This window comes from Cryobacterium sp. PAMC25264 (assembly GCF_019443325.1).
In the GTDB taxonomy this organism is placed as follows: Bacteria; Actinomycetota; Actinomycetes; order Actinomycetales; family Microbacteriaceae; genus Cryobacterium.
In genome coordinates this window covers 2386782-2403105 of record NZ_CP080383.1, presented here as the reverse complement: position 1 = coordinate 2403105, position 16324 = coordinate 2386782, and the positions used below count along the sequence as shown (strand labels likewise).

15 protein-coding genes are annotated in these 16324 nt (G+C 70.0%); 3 read left to right on the top strand and 12 right to left on the bottom strand.

Translation table 11 applies throughout. The annotated features are described in order from the left end of the window. Nucleotides 1-170 precede the first annotated feature (170 nt). The 6 genes from KY500_RS11100 to KY500_RS11075 all read right to left on the bottom strand — a co-directional run bounded on the left by KY500_RS11100 (nt 171) and on the right by KY500_RS11075 (nt 7060). Nucleotides 171-2504: a bifunctional diguanylate cyclase/phosphodiesterase gene (locus tag KY500_RS11100; RefSeq protein WP_219900628.1), complete on the bottom strand. Its 2334-nt coding sequence runs from the start codon at nt 2502-2504 to the stop codon at nt 171-173. Between the two features lie 161 nt (nt 2505-2665). Beyond that, nucleotides 2666-3430 (bottom strand): DUF2510 domain-containing protein, encoded by a 765-nt coding sequence (locus tag KY500_RS11095; protein ID WP_219900627.1) that lies wholly within the window; start codon nt 3428-3430, stop codon nt 2666-2668. 85 nt (nt 3431-3515) lie between these two features. Then, nucleotides 3516-3920: a hypothetical protein gene (locus tag KY500_RS11090; RefSeq protein ID WP_219900626.1), complete on the bottom strand. Its 405-nt coding sequence runs from the start codon at nt 3918-3920 to the stop codon at nt 3516-3518. A 791-nt stretch (nt 3921-4711) separates the two neighbouring features. Further along, nucleotides 4712-5221 (bottom strand): hypothetical protein, encoded by a 510-nt coding sequence (locus tag KY500_RS11085; RefSeq protein WP_219900625.1) that lies wholly within the window; start codon nt 5219-5221, stop codon nt 4712-4714. Between the two features lie 170 nt (nt 5222-5391). Then, a complete protein-coding gene (locus KY500_RS11080) occupies nt 5392-6669 on the bottom strand; it encodes a hypothetical protein (protein WP_219900624.1) in 1278 nt (425 codons plus the stop codon). Between the two features lie 88 nt (nt 6670-6757). After that, nucleotides 6758-7060 (bottom strand): hypothetical protein, encoded by a 303-nt coding sequence (locus tag KY500_RS11075; protein WP_219900623.1) that lies wholly within the window; start codon nt 7058-7060, stop codon nt 6758-6760. A 159-nt stretch (nt 7061-7219) separates the two neighbouring features. On the opposite strand from KY500_RS11075, the gene KY500_RS11070 reads away from it, so the two are divergent. Then, nucleotides 7220-7606, top strand: coding sequence for a VOC family protein (locus tag KY500_RS11070; RefSeq protein ID WP_219900622.1), 387 nt, complete (start codon nt 7220-7222; stop codon nt 7604-7606). 70 nt (nt 7607-7676) lie between these two features. Here the strand turns inward: KY500_RS11070 and KY500_RS11065 are convergent, their stop codons facing one another. The 5 genes from KY500_RS11065 to KY500_RS11045 form a co-directional block, all read right to left on the bottom strand. Then, a complete protein-coding gene (locus tag KY500_RS11065) occupies nt 7677-8735 on the bottom strand; it encodes a magnesium and cobalt transport protein CorA (RefSeq protein WP_219900621.1) in 1059 nt (352 codons plus the stop codon). Nucleotides 8736-9256: 521 nt separating this feature from the next. Further along, the gene (locus KY500_RS11060) at nt 9257-10066 is read right to left on the bottom strand and encodes an ABC transporter ATP-binding protein (protein WP_219900620.1); all 810 of its coding nucleotides are present in this window, start codon (nt 10064-10066) and stop codon (nt 9257-9259) included. Beyond that, the gene (locus tag KY500_RS11055) at nt 10063-11124 is read right to left on the bottom strand and encodes a FecCD family ABC transporter permease (protein WP_370626798.1); all 1062 of its coding nucleotides are present in this window, start codon (nt 11122-11124) and stop codon (nt 10063-10065) included. The genes KY500_RS11060 and KY500_RS11055 overlap by 4 nt, the downstream gene beginning before the upstream one ends. 76 nt (nt 11125-11200) lie before the next feature. Further along, nucleotides 11201-12250, bottom strand: a complete 1050-nt coding sequence (locus KY500_RS11050; protein WP_370626797.1) for a FecCD family ABC transporter permease — start codon at nt 12248-12250, stop codon at nt 11201-11203. Next, the gene (locus tag KY500_RS11045) at nt 12247-13275 is read right to left on the bottom strand and encodes an iron-siderophore ABC transporter substrate-binding protein (RefSeq protein WP_219900619.1); all 1029 of its coding nucleotides are present in this window, start codon (nt 13273-13275) and stop codon (nt 12247-12249) included. The genes KY500_RS11050 and KY500_RS11045 overlap by 4 nt, the downstream gene beginning before the upstream one ends. 349 nt (nt 13276-13624) lie before the next feature. Between KY500_RS11045 and KY500_RS11040 the strand changes: the two genes are divergently transcribed. Both KY500_RS11040 and KY500_RS11035 read left to right on the top strand, forming a co-directional pair. Next, on the top strand, nt 13625-14590 hold the full coding sequence (locus KY500_RS11040) for a TIGR03557 family F420-dependent LLM class oxidoreductase (protein WP_219900618.1): 966 nt from the start codon (nt 13625-13627) through the stop codon (nt 14588-14590). Further along, complete coding sequence (locus tag KY500_RS11035) at nt 14587-15249, top strand: HAD family hydrolase (protein ID WP_219900617.1); 663 nt, start codon at nt 14587-14589, stop codon at nt 15247-15249. Before KY500_RS11040 ends, KY500_RS11035 begins: the two co-directional genes overlap by 4 nt. A 221-nt stretch (nt 15250-15470) precedes the next feature. Here KY500_RS11035 and KY500_RS11030 read toward each other — a convergent pair whose 3' ends face one another. Beyond that, nucleotides 15471-16292 carry an alpha/beta fold hydrolase gene (locus KY500_RS11030; protein ID WP_219900616.1) on the bottom strand — a complete coding sequence of 274 codons (822 nt, stop codon included), beginning with the start codon at nt 16290-16292 and terminating at the stop codon, nt 15471-15473. Nucleotides 16293-16324 lie beyond the last annotated feature (32 nt).

The following is a 16324-nucleotide window of genomic DNA, read 5'->3' as shown; positions in this document are numbered from 1 at the left end:
AGGCACCCTGTCTCGCTGGTTGAGCTTGTCGAAACTTGGCGCCCTGTTTCGCTGGTTGAGCTTGTCGAAACCTGGTGAGGTGTGTTCACAAGTCGGCTCTCGGGGTCTCGACATGCTCGACCAGCGGCAGTAGCGGTGCGCTCAGCGAACGTCCCCGCTGAACGGTGCGCCTAGCGCAGGTGGCCCCGGTCCATGTGGGCCAGCCAGTCCCGCAGCTCGGGCAACGGCACCGCCCGGCAGTAGAGGTGCCCCTGAGCCGCATCCGTGCCGATCCGCGCGAGCAGCTCCTGCTGGTCAAGCCGCTCCACACCTTCGGCGATGGTGCTGATGCCCAGCTTCGCGGTCATCTGCACGATCGCCTCCACCACGGTGTGGTCCACCGGGTTGCTCAGCGCCCCGGCCACGAAGCTCGTATCGAGCTTGACCACGGTGATCGGCAGCGACCGCAGCGTTGCCAGCGACGAGTATCCGGTGCCGAAATCGTCGATGGCGATCTGGACACCGTGCGTGACGAGGGTCCGCAGCCGCTCCACGGCCGCGATCGATTCCAGCACCACCGTCTCGGTGAGCTCGAGCACCAACCGCTCGGCGGGCAGCCCACTGTCGGCGAGGCACCAGAGCACCGACTCCACGAAGTGGTCGGACTCCAGCTCCCGCGCCGAGACGTTCACCTGCACCGTCATGGGCACGCCCGGCCGGGACTCCGGCCAGGTCACCGCATCCGTGCAGGCGCGCCGCAGCACGAACGCGCCCACTCCGAGGATCGCGCCGGTGGACTCCGCCAGCCCAATGAACTCCGCCGGCCGCAACAGCCCGCGCTCCGGGTGCTGCCAGCGCACGAGCGCCTCGGCGCCGATGCAGTGCAGATCGGTGAGCGACACAATCGGCTGATAGTGCACCACGAGCTCGCCGCCGCCGGCCGCCCGGCCCAGCTGGCGTTCGAACGACACCAGCGTCGACTCGTTCTGCAGCAGGCCCGGCTGGTACAGCTGCACCTGGCCCTTGCCGTTCGCCTTCGCGGCATACATCGCCACGTCGGCCTGGTGGACGAACTCGTCCAGGTCGATGTCGGGGGTGGCGGTGGCCACACCCACGCTGGCGCCCACCCGGCAGGGGCGCCCGTTCACGACGATCGGTGCCGCAAGCGAGTCCACCATGCGCTGCGCGATCGCGGCGGCTGCGGCATCCGTGGTGCCGGTGAGCACTACCGCGAACTCATCGCCGCCGAGCCGGGCGCAGATGTCCTCCGGCCGAGTGCAGTGCCGCAACCGTTCGGCCACCTCGGTGAGCACGGCGTCGCCGGCCCGATGTCCCAGCTGGTCGTTGACGTCCTTGAAGTCGTCGAGGTCGAGAAACAGAACGTGCAGGCCGCCGGATGCGTTGTGGCGGGCGAGCTGCACGCCCAACTGGTTCGTGAACGAGAGCCGGTTGTCCAGCCCGGTCAGGGTATCCCGCAGCGCCTGCGCGGTGAGCTGGTGGTGCGACTGGCTGTTGCGCAAAGCGAGGTTCACCTGGTTCACCAGGCTGCGCACCGAGGTGATGGTGCCCTCGGGAATGCGTTTGGGCGCGCCCACGAGTAGCCATGCGTCCTGGTCCTGCTCGGTCAGCGGCACGCCCTCCCAGATCAGGGCGGCTCCGACGGCGTCGTTGAGCGGGCCGGGGCGCACGATCTGCACGGCTTGATCGGAGCCGGTGGTCCGCAGCACTGCGGCCGGCAAAGTCGATGGCGGAGTGGCGAAGTCGCCCGTGAGGGTCTCCACCTGCAGCGCGTCGCCGGTGCTCACGACCTTGAGCACGCGGAGCCCCGGGGTGCATTGGCCGAGCTCGGTGGCGGTGGCCCAGGCCAGGGCGCGGATCTGGGCGGCATCGGTGATGCCGAGCAGCCGGGCGCCGGTCTCGGTGAGTGCCTTGTCGCGTTCGATGGCCCAGTCATGAGCCTGCAGACCGCTGCGCAGCTGCCCGGACACCAGGATGATCAGCAGCATGATCGAGAGGGTGCCGCCCTGCCTGGTCCAGTCGGGCAGGGTGGCGTGGGCGGACAACGTCGGCCAGAGCGCCGTGACGGCCAGCACCGCCGCGGAGTACAGCACGCCGCGGGCCACCGACCGCCACGGTGACCCGTAGAGGGTACGCAGCCACGCGGCAGCGAAGATGAGCGGGGCCGCCGCCGAGGGCACCGGCCCGGCCAACGCGAACGCGGTGAGCGCGACGGCGTCGACCACCTCGAGCGCGAACGGAACCTGCTGCCGAAGGAACCCGTAGACCCAGGACCCCACCAACGCCAGAACGGATGTGGCCGCCAGCAACAACGCCAGCGGGCTCACGGTGACCATGGGCAGCAGCGCCGGCACGCTGAACGCCAGCGACAGCAGCCCCAGCCAGGTGAATAGCCAGCGGGTGCCCTGCAGGATGCCGGCGGGCCGGCGCCACAGGCTGAGTCCGTGGGCGGTCGGTCCGGCCTGGCGGATTCTGTGTGCCGTGCCGATGTGGGCGACTGCGACCATTCGAGTGTGTCCTTATCGTGCTCGACTGTCGGCAAGAGTGGCTGGGTGCGCGCCGACATGTTCGTTGAACGTAGCAGTGAGTCGCGCTCAGTGTTTAGTCCCGCGCCGCTCAGTTTCGCGCTGCGTTGACCCCACGCGCCGAGCCGGATGTCGGCGGTTCCTCAGGAGACCCGGTAGCGAAGCCCCACGAGCGTCAGCACCAACACCACGGCGCCCGACGCGAGCAGCAGGTTCACCAGCCACACCCACAGCGGGGCGGACCCGAGCCCGGCATTCCGTCGCAAGACCACGGTGCGGGCGATGAGGTACGCCGGCGCGCCGAGCAGCGACCAGGCCCAGTGCGCGACGATGCGATGCCGCCAGATGCGCAGCCGCAGCACGTCCCGTTGAGCCGCCGCCAGGGTGAGCAGGAACGGCAGTAACACGGCGCCCAGCTGCCACCACCAGGCGGCCGGCGACACCGCCGCCAGCATGAGCGCCGCGAATGCGGAGAGCACCGAGATCCAGGGCATGAAGGCGATCAGCCAGACGGATGCGCTGCTCCAGCGGCTGGGGATGTCCAGGTAACGGTCGGCGGGCATTTCCCGATCGGACGGCTGCACGGGCAGGCGGTACCCGAACCGGTCCTCCGTCGGGTCCGACTCCCGGTCCCAGCCGTAGCTGGTGATCGGCGCGATCCGCGGCACCGGCGGCGGCAGCGCCCGCGTGGCATCCGCTTGTTCGTCCAGCTGGCGACGCTCGCGCCGGGTCAGCGGGCGGTCCGGGTCGGCGTCGACGGATGGCCGGGGGTCGGGCTCGGGTCGGTGCTCGACCATGGGCGCGCAGTGGTCGGTCCAGTCCAGGCCGCTCCACCAGCGCAGCTGGCCGTCGTCGCCGGGGTCGACATACCAACCGGCCGGAGCCACGTATCCCGGATGCTCGCCCACCTGATCCCCCGATCGGGCGTCTGCCCACCCTCCAGAGTGGCCGCCGCGGGCGCCGGGCGCTCACCCCAGTGCGGGGCGGGGCTGGTCAGCAGGTGATGGTCTGAATGCCCGCGAACTCCGCCGCCGTGCTGACGCCTTCCTCCACGATCAGGAACGGGACCTCCCCTTGTGCTGCCACTTGCCTGGTGGTCGTGCGGGTGGCCACGCCGTCGGGGGTGTCGGAGAAGCCCACGGTGACGGTCGCGACGGGGCAGTCCGCCCGGGTCGTGACCGACCAGACCCAACAGCCGAATTCCGAGGTGCAGTTTGCCATCAGGGTCGCATCGTCTACCACCGGCAGCACGGATGCCTCCAGTAGCAGGTCGGTGCCGACAGCGCTCTCCACCGCCGGCGGGGCCAGCGCCTGGGTGATGCCGGGGGAGAGCTGGTTGCTCAGCAGCATCGCCAGGTACGCTCCTACCCCGAGCACCCCCACCAGAAGGAAGAACACGAGCCACGGCGAGCGGGAACGCCGGGGCGCGGGGCGCCAGGGTGCGCCGGTGGCTCCGGGCGGAGCCGGGGGAGCCCAGTCCCGCGGCCCGCTGGGCCAGCCGTTCTGTGCTCCGGCCGGCTGCGATCGAGGGCTGGGCGGCTGAGTGCTCTGCGCACGGCCGCCGTCTGCCCGGCCACCCTGTTTCGGGCCGGACTGGGGTGGGGCCGGCCAGCCCCGGGGCGGGCGGGCCGGGTTCAGGTACGCCCAAGACGCGGCATCCCGAGCCCGAACGAAGTCGGCGAAGGTGAGCGGCGGTGGGGTCGCCGGGCCAGATCGCGGGCGCGCGCCGGCCTGTGACGGCCGGGTCGCTCCGGGCGGCGTCGCTCCCGGTGGTGTTGCTCCCGACGAGGTCGCTCCCGATGAGTGGGGACGTGTCGTGCCCGGCGGTGTCGCTCCTGGCGGTGTTGCTCCCGACGAGGTCGCTCCCGATGAGTGGGGACGTGTCGTGCCCGGCGGTGTCGCTCCTGGCGACGTCGTGCTGCTGCCGGCATGGCGCCCCGAGCCGGCGGTCCGTCGCGCTTCCTCCACGGCGGCGGCGCGCATCCGGTTGTGCAGCACGTCCCGGGCGTCGCAGGCCCGGATGAACTCGGTGCTCGCGGCCGCCTGCTCGGCTGCCGAGGACCCAACGAAGCGGTCCGGGTGACAGAGGCGCGCCCGCGCCCGAAAGGCCCGGTCCACCTCGTGCCGCGTCGCCGCGAGACCCACGTTGAGCACGGCCGAGGCGGCGGTCGGGGACATCGGTAGCCGCGTCATCCGGCGTCTCCGGCCGAACGCAGGTACCGCGCGTAGTGCGCCCGATCCGACTCGGCCTTGAGCTGTTCGGCCGCCTCCCGCACACCCATGAGCAGGTCGGCCTCGATCTGCCGCACCCGGGCGTGGGCCTGCCAGGTCTTGATACCCACGGTGATCAGGCCGGCCAGGTGGAGCAGGACGGGCCAGAGCGGAGTGCTCCCACCGGCAAGCCCGACAGCGGTGAACCAGCCCAAGAGCACGCAGAGCACCACGCCGGCCTGTGCGTTGAAGCGGGCGCGGCGGAGGTAGGGGCGCGCCATCCGCCCCCAGGCCACATCGTTGCGGCTCCAGAAGATCCAGCGCGGCGGTGAGTGCGGGCAGCCGGGTACGGGCACCCAGCCCGGCGGCGGTTGCCAGCCCAGGTGGGTGTTCACCCACTCGAGGGTGGGCGTGGGCCAGCCGGGTGGCCCGTGAAAGACCAGCGGCAGGTGCTCGGCAGCGGTCTGCGCAGGGGGCGTGGTCGACACCCGCCGAGGCTAGCGGCGCGCCCGGGCCCGCACCAGAACCCCGTCCGGGGCGAAACCGAGTCCGGTTCCTGGGAGAAAGTGAGATTAATGGGACGCACTCGCGAATTGCGTCCTATTTTTCGACCGAAGTCCTGATAATCCGGCGGTCCGGCGCCTGAGCTAGGCGGTGCCTAGAGCAGATTGGCCAGCACAACGAGAACCAGCAGCACCACAACGGGCACCGCCCAGATCAGTGCCCGCGCGCCCAGGGACATCCGCAAACGACGACCGGGCTTGGCGACCGTGGCCGTCGCGGCAGTCACACCAGCGGGCGCCCCAGCGCCCACGGCCAAGCCCGTGCCAGCGATACCAATCGGCGCCTCGGTAGTCGCGCCCACGGTCGAGCTCGCGCCCACCGCGCCAGCCTGCGCGCCGGCATCCGCGCCCACCGCGCCAGCCTGTGCGCCCGCATCCGCGCCCACCGCGCCAGCTTGTGCGCCGGCATCCGCGCCCACGGTCGAGTCGGGCGCAACCTCCGGCAGTCGGTCGTCCCGCCAACGCTCCCACCGGCCGATCTTGTCGCTGAGCGCGGATGTCGCGTCCGCCAACCCCTGCCAGGTCGCCGGATTGAGGGTGACCACGTCGCGGCTGGTGACGAAGAACAGCCAGTCGTCGATGATCTCCACGTCGAAGCCACGCACCCGGTCGATGAGGCGGGCCATCACGTCGGGGGTGAAGAGGTACAGCGCATCCCGCTCGTACTCGGTGGGGCAGTACAGCGTGAAGTAGTCGTCGAAGTTGCCCTCCAGCGAGAGGCGCTGGCTACTGGCGGGCAGTGTCGCCGCTGAGAATAGGGCGCCACCCCGCGCCTGCAGAATGATGTGCGGCAGGGATGTGCTCAGTCGCACAGCGCAGAAACCACCGAACTGCGTGTTCCGGCTGCCGGCCGGGCTGGTGCGCAGCTCGTAATTCGCGAACTCGAGCGGGCGCCGTGACGCCGTGCGCATCACGCGGGTGAGCGAGAGGGACCCGCGGTCGGCCCACGGGGTGATGTGTGCACCGGAGACCGGTCCGGGCCGATAGGTCAGGACGTTCTGGGCCGCGAACCGAGCCAGCCGATAGTGCCTCGTCGGGGTGCCCCGGCGGGCGGTCGTGCGGACGTAGAACCAGGCCAGCACGATGCCCGCGATCAGCAGCAGGCCGCCGATGACCGAGATGCCCAGCAGCTGCCCGACCATGTCCGGCCTGCCCGCGTCGACCTCTTGCGCCACGCCCGTGCCCAGGGCGAGCAGGCCGATGACCGCGGCGCCACCACCGACGAAGGCGGCCACCCGGCGGGCCGGAGTGAGCGGGCTCCGCACCGAGGGATGCTGCTCGGCGAACGGACGGTACCACCGGCGCACGGCGCGGCGGGTGACCCGCTCCGTGAGCGCCCGGGTGCGGAACGTCGTTGTGCTGTGCTCGGTCACCGGCATCCGTCCCACCCCCGTGTGCTCGGGCACCGACACCCGACCCCCTCTCGAGGGTAGCGGTCGGGCTGAAGCGGCGGGTGCCGGCTCAGGGAACCAGGTTGCTCAGCGCGAGAATCCCGTACGCCAACACCAGAGGGGCGACCTGCACGAGAAGCACGCCCGCGCCGAGCAGCACGCCCAGCAGCGAGAACGCCGTGCCGCGCAGGGTCTCGTCTTGCCGCAGCTCCCGCCGTGCGGCCCCGGCGATGAGCACCGCGATACCGCCGAGGAGCATATTGAACGGCGCCGGCAGGAACACCGCGACCAGTCCGACCGGAAACGCGAGGACCGCCTTGCCGGAGTAGCGGGGCGCGGAGGTCGCCTCCGGTGCGCTGTTCTCAACGGTCATGGTGCCCAGGCTACTGTGCGGGCCGTGCGGCTGGCTCAGGCCCCGAGCGCCGGGTCGAGCGGCCTTGCCGAGTCGGACCGGCATCCGTCAGAGTGGAACCGCGCGTGCACCAGTGCACCACTTAGCCCCAGTGAGGCCTGAACAGGAAGAGGGAACGACATGAGGATTCAGATGGCCAGCGTGTTCGTCGACGATCAGGCGAAGGCGCAACAGTTCTACACCGAGGTGCTCGGATTCACCACGAAGCACGACATCCCCCTGGGGGCTGACCGCTGGCTCACGGTGGTGTCGCCGGAGAACCCCGACGGCACCGAGCTGCTGCTCGAACCCAACGGCCACCCCGCCGTGAAGCCGTTCACCGAAGCGCTGGTGGCCGACGGCATCCCGTTCACCCAGTTCACCGTCGATGACGTCGCCGCCGAATACGAACGGATGCTGGCGCTCGGAGTGCGCTTCACCCAGCCGCCGACGGAGATGGGCCCGGTGACCACCGCGGTGTTCGACGACACCTGCGGCAACCTGATCCAGCTGGTCAGCCCGGTCTGAGGCCGAACCGGGGCGGACTCCATCGCGCGCGCATCCGTCAGCGGCCGCCCGGTCAGCGATGCCTGGAGGGTTAAAGCCAGCGGCGCTGCTTGAAGATGCCCCAGAGCCCGAACCCCATCAGCACCATCGCGGCGACGGCCAGCGGGTAGCCGAACTGCCAGTGCAACTCGGGCATGGTGTCGAAGTTCATCCCGTAGATCGTGCCCACCAGGGTGGGAGCGAACAGGATCGCCGCCCACGCGGAGATCTTCTTCACCTCCTCGTTCTGCTCCAGACCCACCTCGGAGAGCCTCCGGGTCTCCTCGTTCTGGGCCAGGCTCGCCTCCGAGAGCCGGCGCATCTCGTCGTTCTGCTGCTGGGTCACCAGGGTGGAGTGCACGGTCAGCGCGTTCTCCAGCAGTACCCGGAACGAGTCCGCCCGCTCACCCACACGCAGCACGTGGTCGAGCACGTCGCGGAACGACCGCTGCAGTTCCTCGTCCACCCGGTATTTGTCCGAGCCGCGCAGCAGGCCCTCGAGCATGCCGCGAAGCGGCCCCGTGGCCCGCTGGAACGCGATCACCTCGCTGAGCAGCTGGTAGATGCGCCGCGACACGTTCGGTTCGCCGCCGAAGAGCTGATCCTCGATCTCGTCGATGTCGTTCTCCAGGCCCGCGATCACCGGCCCGTAGCCATCCACCACCTCGTCGAGCACGGCGTGCAGCACGGCTTCGGGTCCACGGGCCAGCAGCGCCGGGTTCGACTCCATCCGCCGGCGCACATTCGCCAGGTCGGGGTTCTCGGCGTGCCGCACGGTCACCACGAAGCCCGGCCCGATGAACACGTGCACCTCGCCGAACTCCACGGTCTCCTCCGCGTCGAGATACCAGGCCGGACGCAACACCACGAACAACGTCTCACCGAAGCGCTCGAGCTTGGCCCGCTGGTGGCCCTTGAGCGCATCCTCCACGGCCAGCGGATGCAGGGAAAACTCGTCGGCAACGCTGCGGATCTCGCTCGCATCGGGTCGGTACAGGCCGATCCACGCCATGCCGGCATGCGCGTGTAACTGCGCGTAGGTCTCGTCGAGGCTGTGCGGGCTCGCGGTGCGTCGCCCGGTCACATAGATGCCGTTGTCGATGAGTGCCATGGTCGTACTCCGTCGGTCGGTCGACGAGAGCGCGCAAGCAAGCCGGGGGAGGAACCGCGCGTCAGGACTCGACGACAGACGGGAGGCCACCCCACACAGGGAGGTTCAGGAGGCGCACCATCTCAGCGCGGGCCGCTCCCGACGAAGTCAGAGAGACAGGACGAAGACGACACCCGCAGGGGAGATGGAGCGCGGACTATCACCAGCCATGGCCGCTCACCCGCCTTCGATCGAAGTGTGTCGTGGCCCTGCCTGGGCCTCGAACACCGTACCACCCGAAAACGACGGATGCGTCGCTGCACCTCGTGTGGCTGGATGCGCCCCCTATAGCGGGCGCTATTGCCGAGAGGTGGCGCGGTGAGCATCCGCCGCGCTTCGCTGCACCTCGTATGGCTGGATGCGCCACCTATAGCTGGCGCATTCAGCCACAGGGGGTGCACCGGCCAGCCCAGCACCGCCGCGAGCCAGTCTGGGCAACGCCACCAACACGTTGGTCGAGCCTGTCGAGACCCCGCGCGCCGCTAGACCGGCGTGACCACGTTGTGGCGGCCGATGGGCAGCATCATCGGGCGGCCGGAGGTAGGGTCCTCGAGCACCTTGCTCGAGAGACCGAACACCGCCTGCACGGTCTCCTCCGTGAGAACCTCGTGCGGGGTGCCGACCGCGTGCACGCGGCCATCCGCCAGGGCGATCAAGTGGTCGGCGTACCGGGCGGCGAGGTTGAGGTCGTGCAACACCATCACGATGGTGGTGCCGCGGGCCCGGTTGAGGTCGGTGAGCAGGTCGAGCACCTCGATCTGGTGGCTCACGTCGAGGAACGTGGTGGGTTCGTCGAGCAGCAGCAGGTCGGTCTGCTGGGCCAGCGCCATCGCGATCCACACCCGCTGGCGTTGCCCGCCGGAGAGCTCGTCCACGGCCCGGTCCGCCAGCGCCGCGGTGGAGGTGGCGTCGAGTGCCGCCGCCACGGCCTCGTCGTCCGCAGCGCTCCAACGGGAGAACATCCGCTGGTGCGGGTTGCGTCCACGGCCCACCAGGTCGGCCACCGTGATGCCCTCGGGCGCGATCGGCGATTGCGGCAGCAACCCCAGCGTGCGGGCCAGCTCCTTGGCGGGCATCCGGTGCACCTGCTTGCCGTCGAGCAGCACCTGCCCGGCCCGGGGTGGCAGCAGCCGCGACATCGAGCGCAGCAGCGTGGACTTGCCGCAGGCGTTGGCGCCCACGATCGCGGTGATGCGCCCGGCCGGCACGACGAGGTCGAGGCCGTCGATGACGGTACGGTCGCCGTAGCCGAGGGTGAGGTTCTCCACCACAAGGGTATGAGTGAGTGTCACAGGGAGCCTCCGGCGCGGTTGGTGCGGATGATGAGGTAAAGCAGGTACGGCGCCCCGAGCACGCCGGTGACGACGCCCACCGGGAACCGGGTGCCGAACGCGTACTGGCCGGCGAAGTCGCCCACCAGCACGAGCATCGCACCCACGAGCGCCGCCGGCACAAGCAGCGAGACGCCGGGGCCCACGATGCGGGATGCGATGGGCCCGGCCAGGAACGCGACGAACGCGATCGGCCCGGCCGCGGCGGTGGCGAACGCGATGAGCCCCACGGCGGCGATGATCATGATCATCCGGGAGCGTTCCACGCGAACCCCGAGGGCGGATGCGGTGTCGTCGCCGAGCTGGCTCATCGACAGGTTGCGGGACTGCCCGAGCAGCACCGGCGTGAGCACCAGCAGGGCCACAAGCACGGGCAGGGTCTGGGTCCAGGTGCTGCCGTTCAGGCTGCCGGTGAGCCAGCGCATGGCCACCTGCAGGTCCCACTCGGCGGCCTGGGAGAGCACGTACGCGGTCATGCTGTCGAGCATCGCGGCCACACCGATGCCGATCAGGATGAGCCGGGTGCCGGCCACTCCGCCCTTGTACGCCAGCGCGTAGATGGCCAGCGCCACGACGAGGCCCGAGACGATGGCGATGATCGAGACCGCGGTGGACCCGTAGCCCAGCACGATGATCGCGAACGCGGCGGCGGCACTGGCGCCGGAGCTGATGCCGATGATGTCGGGGCTGGCCAGGGGGTTGCGCAGCATCGTCTGGAAGGTCACGCCACCCAGACCGAAGCACAGCCCCGCGAGTACGGCCAGCGTCGCGCGGGGCAGCCGCAGCCGGCCCACGGTGAAACTCGCGCCGGGCACGTCCTGGCCGAAGACCACGCCGAGCACATCGGCGGGGGAGTAGTTGGTCTGCCCCACCATGAGGCTCACCAGGTAGCCGGCCACGATGAGCAGCGCGAGCACGGTGATCACGCTGCGGCGACGGATGCGGCGGCGCGCGCGGCTCTCGGCCACGGCCTCCGCCGTCGACCCGGGCAGCCCGGCCGAGGACAGGACGGTACTCACGACGCACCCGCCTGACGCGGTCGATCGAGGGAACGGGCATCCGCTGCAGAACCGGGCAGTCGACCGTGCGAGGTGATCACAGTTCACGCACCTTGCGGCGGCGCACGATGTAGATGAACACGGGGGCTCCGATGAGGGCGGTGAGGATGCCCACGTCGATCTCCGCGGGTCGGGCGATGACGCGGCCGATCACGTCGGCGCCGGTGAGCAGGGCCGCGCCGAGCACGGCGGAGAAGGGCAGCAGCCAGCGGTGGTCGACGCCCACGAGCAGCCGGCAGGCGTGCGGAACGACGAGCCCGACGAAGCCGATCGGCCCGGCAACGGCCGTGACCGCGCCACAGAGTACGACGGCGCCGATCGCCGCGGCGCCGCGCGCCACGGCTACCCGTTCGCCCAGGCCGGCAGCGAGGTCGTCGCCGAGCGCCAGCGCGTTGAGCGCCCGGGCGGAGAGGAAACTGAGCACGAAACCCACGATCAGGAACGGCGCCACGACCCGGATGTTCTCCATCGTCGCCCCGCCGACTCCGCCGATCTGCCAGGAGCGCACGCTGCCGGCGATGTCATTGCGGGGCAGCACCACGGCGGTGACGAACGAGGCCAGCGCCGCGGAGGTGGCCGCCCCGGCCAGCGCGAGCTTGAGCGGGGTGGAGCCGCCGCGGCCGAGCGAGCCGATCGTATAAACGAACAGGGCGGTGGCGCCGGCGCCCACGATGGCCACCCAGATCATCGAGGTGGCGCTGCTGAGCCCGAAATAAGCCATGCCGCTCACGACGGCGAGGGCCGCGCCCACGTTGACGCCCAGGATGCCCGGGTCAGCCAGCGGGTTGCGGGTCACCCCCTGCATCACCGCGCCCGACATGCCCAGGGCGGCCCCGGCGACGACGGCCAGCAGGGTGCGGGGGATGCGGGTGGCGACGGCGGCGCGGTCGAAGCTATCCCTGGCCCCGCCGAGTGCCGCCCAGATGTCGCCCCAGCCGACCTCGCGGGAGCCGATGGTGACCGATGCCAGCATCAGCAGGGTGAGCACGCCGAGCGCGGCGAGCAGCCACAACGACCGCAGCCGCTTCGGGCGTCGCACACGGGCGACGCTCGAAGCGGCTGATGAAACAGGGGAGAGAAGGGTCACTTCGCGTTGTCGGCCGCAGCGGCGAGCAGCGCCGCGTAGTCGTCGAGGATGTACGAGATCGACAGCGGGGTGGGGTTCGCGGCGGTGCCCATGGGGCCGTCGCCGGAGAGGTTGACGATGGACTTGTTGGCCACCGCGGGGATCTGCGAGAGCAGCGGGTCACCCTCGAGGGTGGCAACCAGGTCGGCGCCGCCGTAGGTGACGATCACGTCGACGTCGTTGAACGCATCCGCCTGCTCGGCGCTCTGCGTGAGCGAATACAGGTCGGTGGTGGCGGAGGCCTTGACGATGCTCGGCGCGCTAACCATGCCGAGGTCGTCGAAGAACATCGTGCGGGTGTCGTGCGTTGTGTAGAAGCTGACCTCGCTGAGGTCGGCCTCGTCGACGTGGGTGAGGAACATGACGGTCTTGCCCTCGAGCGACGGGTACTTCGCGGCGGTGTCGGCGATCTCGGTCTCGAGTTCGGCGATGAGGTCGTCGCCCTCGGCGACCATGCCCAGGCCGGCGGCGTTCTGCGAGATCATGTCACGCCAGGAGGTGCCCCAGGCGTTCTCCGGGTAGGCCACGACCGGCGCGATGGCGCTGAGGGTGTCGTAGTCCTCCTGGGTGAGGCCGGAGTAGGCGGCGAGGATCACGTCGGGGTTGGTGTCGGCCACGGCTTCGAAGTCGATGCCGTCGGTCTCGTCGAACAGCACGGGGGTCTCGGCGTCGAGCTCGTCGAGCTTGGCCTTCACCCAGGGCAGCATTCCGTCGTCGTCATCGTCGCCCCAGGTGGCGGCGGCCATGCCCACGGGCACGACGCCGAGCGCCAGCGGCACCTCTTGGTTGGCCCAGTTGACGGTGGCCACGCGCTCGGGCTTGGTCTCGATCACGGTCTCGCCGAAGGCGTGCTCGATGGTGATCGGGGTGAAATCGCCGGATGCGGCGGCGGAGTCGGTGTCGGCCGCAGGGGACGAGCAGGCGGCGAGTCCCAGGGTGAGAACGGCGGCGGCCGTGAGGGCTAGAAATGCGGATGCGCGGGGCATGGTTTTCCTCGTGATCGTGGTGCAGGGGGTCAGGGAGTGGACCGACGGCGCTGTGATGCCGCGCCCCTCCGCCGCGCGCAGGGGTCCAGCCCGGCGCATCCGTAAGGGTTGCCTAACCTTACCAGTGGGTTGTTGTCCGCGCGCAAGTCCGCGGGCACGGCAGAGCGGGGTGACTGAGCGCCACTGTGGGGGGAAATAGTGCGTTTGCTGGGACGGGATCGCACATCTGGTCCTAGAGAACGACCGTTGTCCTGATAATCGTTCGACGCGCACCCGCTGCGCGTACCCCACCCGCCGCGCTCTGCGCAACGGGGTTGCCCCTGTCGGTGCGGCTGCGTAGCGTTTAAGGATGAAAATCGGATACAAGCTGATCGCCGAGGCATTCGGACCCCAAGAACTCGTGCGCCAAGCCGTACGCGCCGAGCAGGCCGGCTTTGATTTTGTGGAGATGAGCGACCACTTCCACCCCTGGGTCGAGGCCCAGGGCCACTCGCCCTTCGTCTGGAACGTGCTCAGCGCCATCGCCGCGAAGACCACCACCCTGGAGCTCGCCACCGGGGTCACCTGCCCCAGCGTGCGCTACCACCCGGCGATCATCGCGCAGGCCGCGGCCACTCTCGCGCTGCTCTCCGACGGCCGTTTCACCCTCGGCGTCGGCTCGGGCGAGCGCCTGAACGAGCACATCGTGGGCCGCGGCTTCCCCGGCATCCACGAGAGGCATGCCACCTTCAACGAAGCGCTGGACATCATCCGTCTGCTCTGGCAGGGCGGCTATCAGAACTACGACGGTCGCTACCTCAAGCTCGAGGACGCCCGCATCTTCGACCTGCCTGACGTGCTGCCCACCATGGCCGTGGCGGTCAGCGGCCCGAAGTCCGTGGCGCTCGCCGCCGAGCACGGCGACGGGCTCTTCGCCACCGAGCCCAAGGCCGACCTGGTCACCGGCTACCGCGATGCCGGCGGCACCGGTCCGCTCTTCGCCGAGGCTCCGCTGGCCTGGGCGCCCACCGAAGACGCCGCTGTGAAAGCCGCGCACGCCACCAACTCGTGGGCGCTGGGCGGTTGGAAGGTGATGAGCGAGCTGCCGAACCCGGTGAACTTCGAGGCCGCAGCCGCCACGGTGCGTGAGAACGACATACGTGAGCAGTTCGCCTGCGGCCCGGACGTGGAGCGGCACCTCGAGGTGATCGGCCAGTTCACGGATGCCGGCTTCGACCACATCGCCCTCATGAACGCCGGCCCCGACCAAGACGGCTTCTTCGACTTCTTCGAGCAGGAGCTGCGGCCCCGGCTGCTCGACGGCGGTGCCCGATGAGCCCGGCGAAGGCAGTGCTCTTCGACATCGACGGCACCCTGGTCGACTCCAATTACCTGCACATCGATGCCTGGCAGCGCGCCTTCCAGACGCTCGACACCGACGTCGAGGCGTGGCGCATCCACCGGTCGATCGGCCAGGATGCCGGCCAACTGCTGTCGTCGCTGGTGGGGGAGCGGCCGGACGACTGGGTGAGCCGGGCGAAGGAGTTGCACGCCGCGAATTACCAGGAACTCGCGCCCCGGTTGCGCGTCTTCCCGCAGGCACGAGAGCTGCTGTCGGCCCTGGCCAAGCGGGGTGTCATCGTGGTGCTCGCCGCCTCGGCGCCCGAGGAGGAGCTGAACATCCTGCTCGATCTGCTCGATTCCGATGAGGCCATCCACGCGACCACCAACTCCGATGACGTGGCTGTGGCCAAGCCCGACCCCGACATCGTCAAGCTGGCCCTCGAGCGAGCTGGCGTCGAGCCCGCCGAGGCACTGTTCATCGGCGACTCGGTCTGGGATATCGAGGCCGCGGCTCGCGCCCGGGTGCGCTCGCTCGGAGTGCTGTCCGGCGGGATCGCCGGTGATCTGCTCACCGACGCGGGTGCCTGGAGTGTCTTCGGAGGCACCGACGAGATCCTCGACCGCCTCGAGGAGCTGGGCCTGAGCGCCTAACCCGGCTCCGTGCCTCGGCGGCCGGGCCAGCCCCTAGCCGGTCGAGCCAGCCCCTAGTCGGTCGAGCTTGTCGAGCTGTGGGGGCGCTTCGCGCCCGGGTGGTCGGCGGAAGCGCACTTCCTTAGGAGACCTCGTGAGCCGACCTGCGGACGCGGCTGCCTCGCCGGGTGTCGACAGGCTCGACCAGCGGTCTCGGTCGACGGGGCGAGCCGGCCGAACGCCTACTCCGCGATGAACGCCAGCATGTCCTCGTCGAACTCGTCCTGGTAGTCGCCGTACACACCGTGCGGGGCGCCCCCGTAGATCTTCAGGGTGCCGTGCTTCACCAGCTCAGCCGACTTCAGCGCGGCCGCGGCGATCGGCACGATCTGGTCGTCGTCGCCGTGCGCGATGAAGATCGGCACATCCAGCGCCTTGAGGTCCTCGGTGAAGTCGGTCTCCGAGAACGCCTTCACGCAGTCAAACGCCGCGGCGAGGTTCACCAGCATCCCCTGGCGCCAGAAGTCATCCTTCGCGCCTTGCGACACATTCGACCCGTCCCGGTTGGCGCCGAAGAACGCCTCGCTGAGGTCCTGGTAGAACTGCGAGCGGTCCTTGAGCACCCCGGCACGGATGCCGTCGAACGCCTCGATCGGAGTGCCCTCTGGGTTGCTGTCGGTCTTCACCATCAGCGGCGGAACGGCCCCGGCTGTGATGACCTTGGCCACCCGTCCCTTGCCGTGCTGGGCGGCGTAGCGCACCACCTCGCCGCCGCCGGTGGAGTGGCCGACGACCACGAGGTTGGTGAGGTCGAGCGACTCGACCAGCTCGGCAAGGTCCTTGGCGTAGGTGTCCATGTCATTGCCCGTGTAGGTCTTCGACGAGCGCCCGTGGCCGCGGCGGTCGTGCGCGATGGCGCGGTAGCCGGCATCCGCCAGCAGCTTGAGCTCGACCTGCCAGGCGTCCGACGACAGCGGCCAGCCGTGGCTGAGCAGCACGGGCTGGCCGGTGCCCTGTTCGGTGTAGTAGATCTCGGTTCCGTCTGAGGTGGTGAAGTAAGGCATTGTTCGTGTTCTCCTTAGGCAGTACGTGCGGT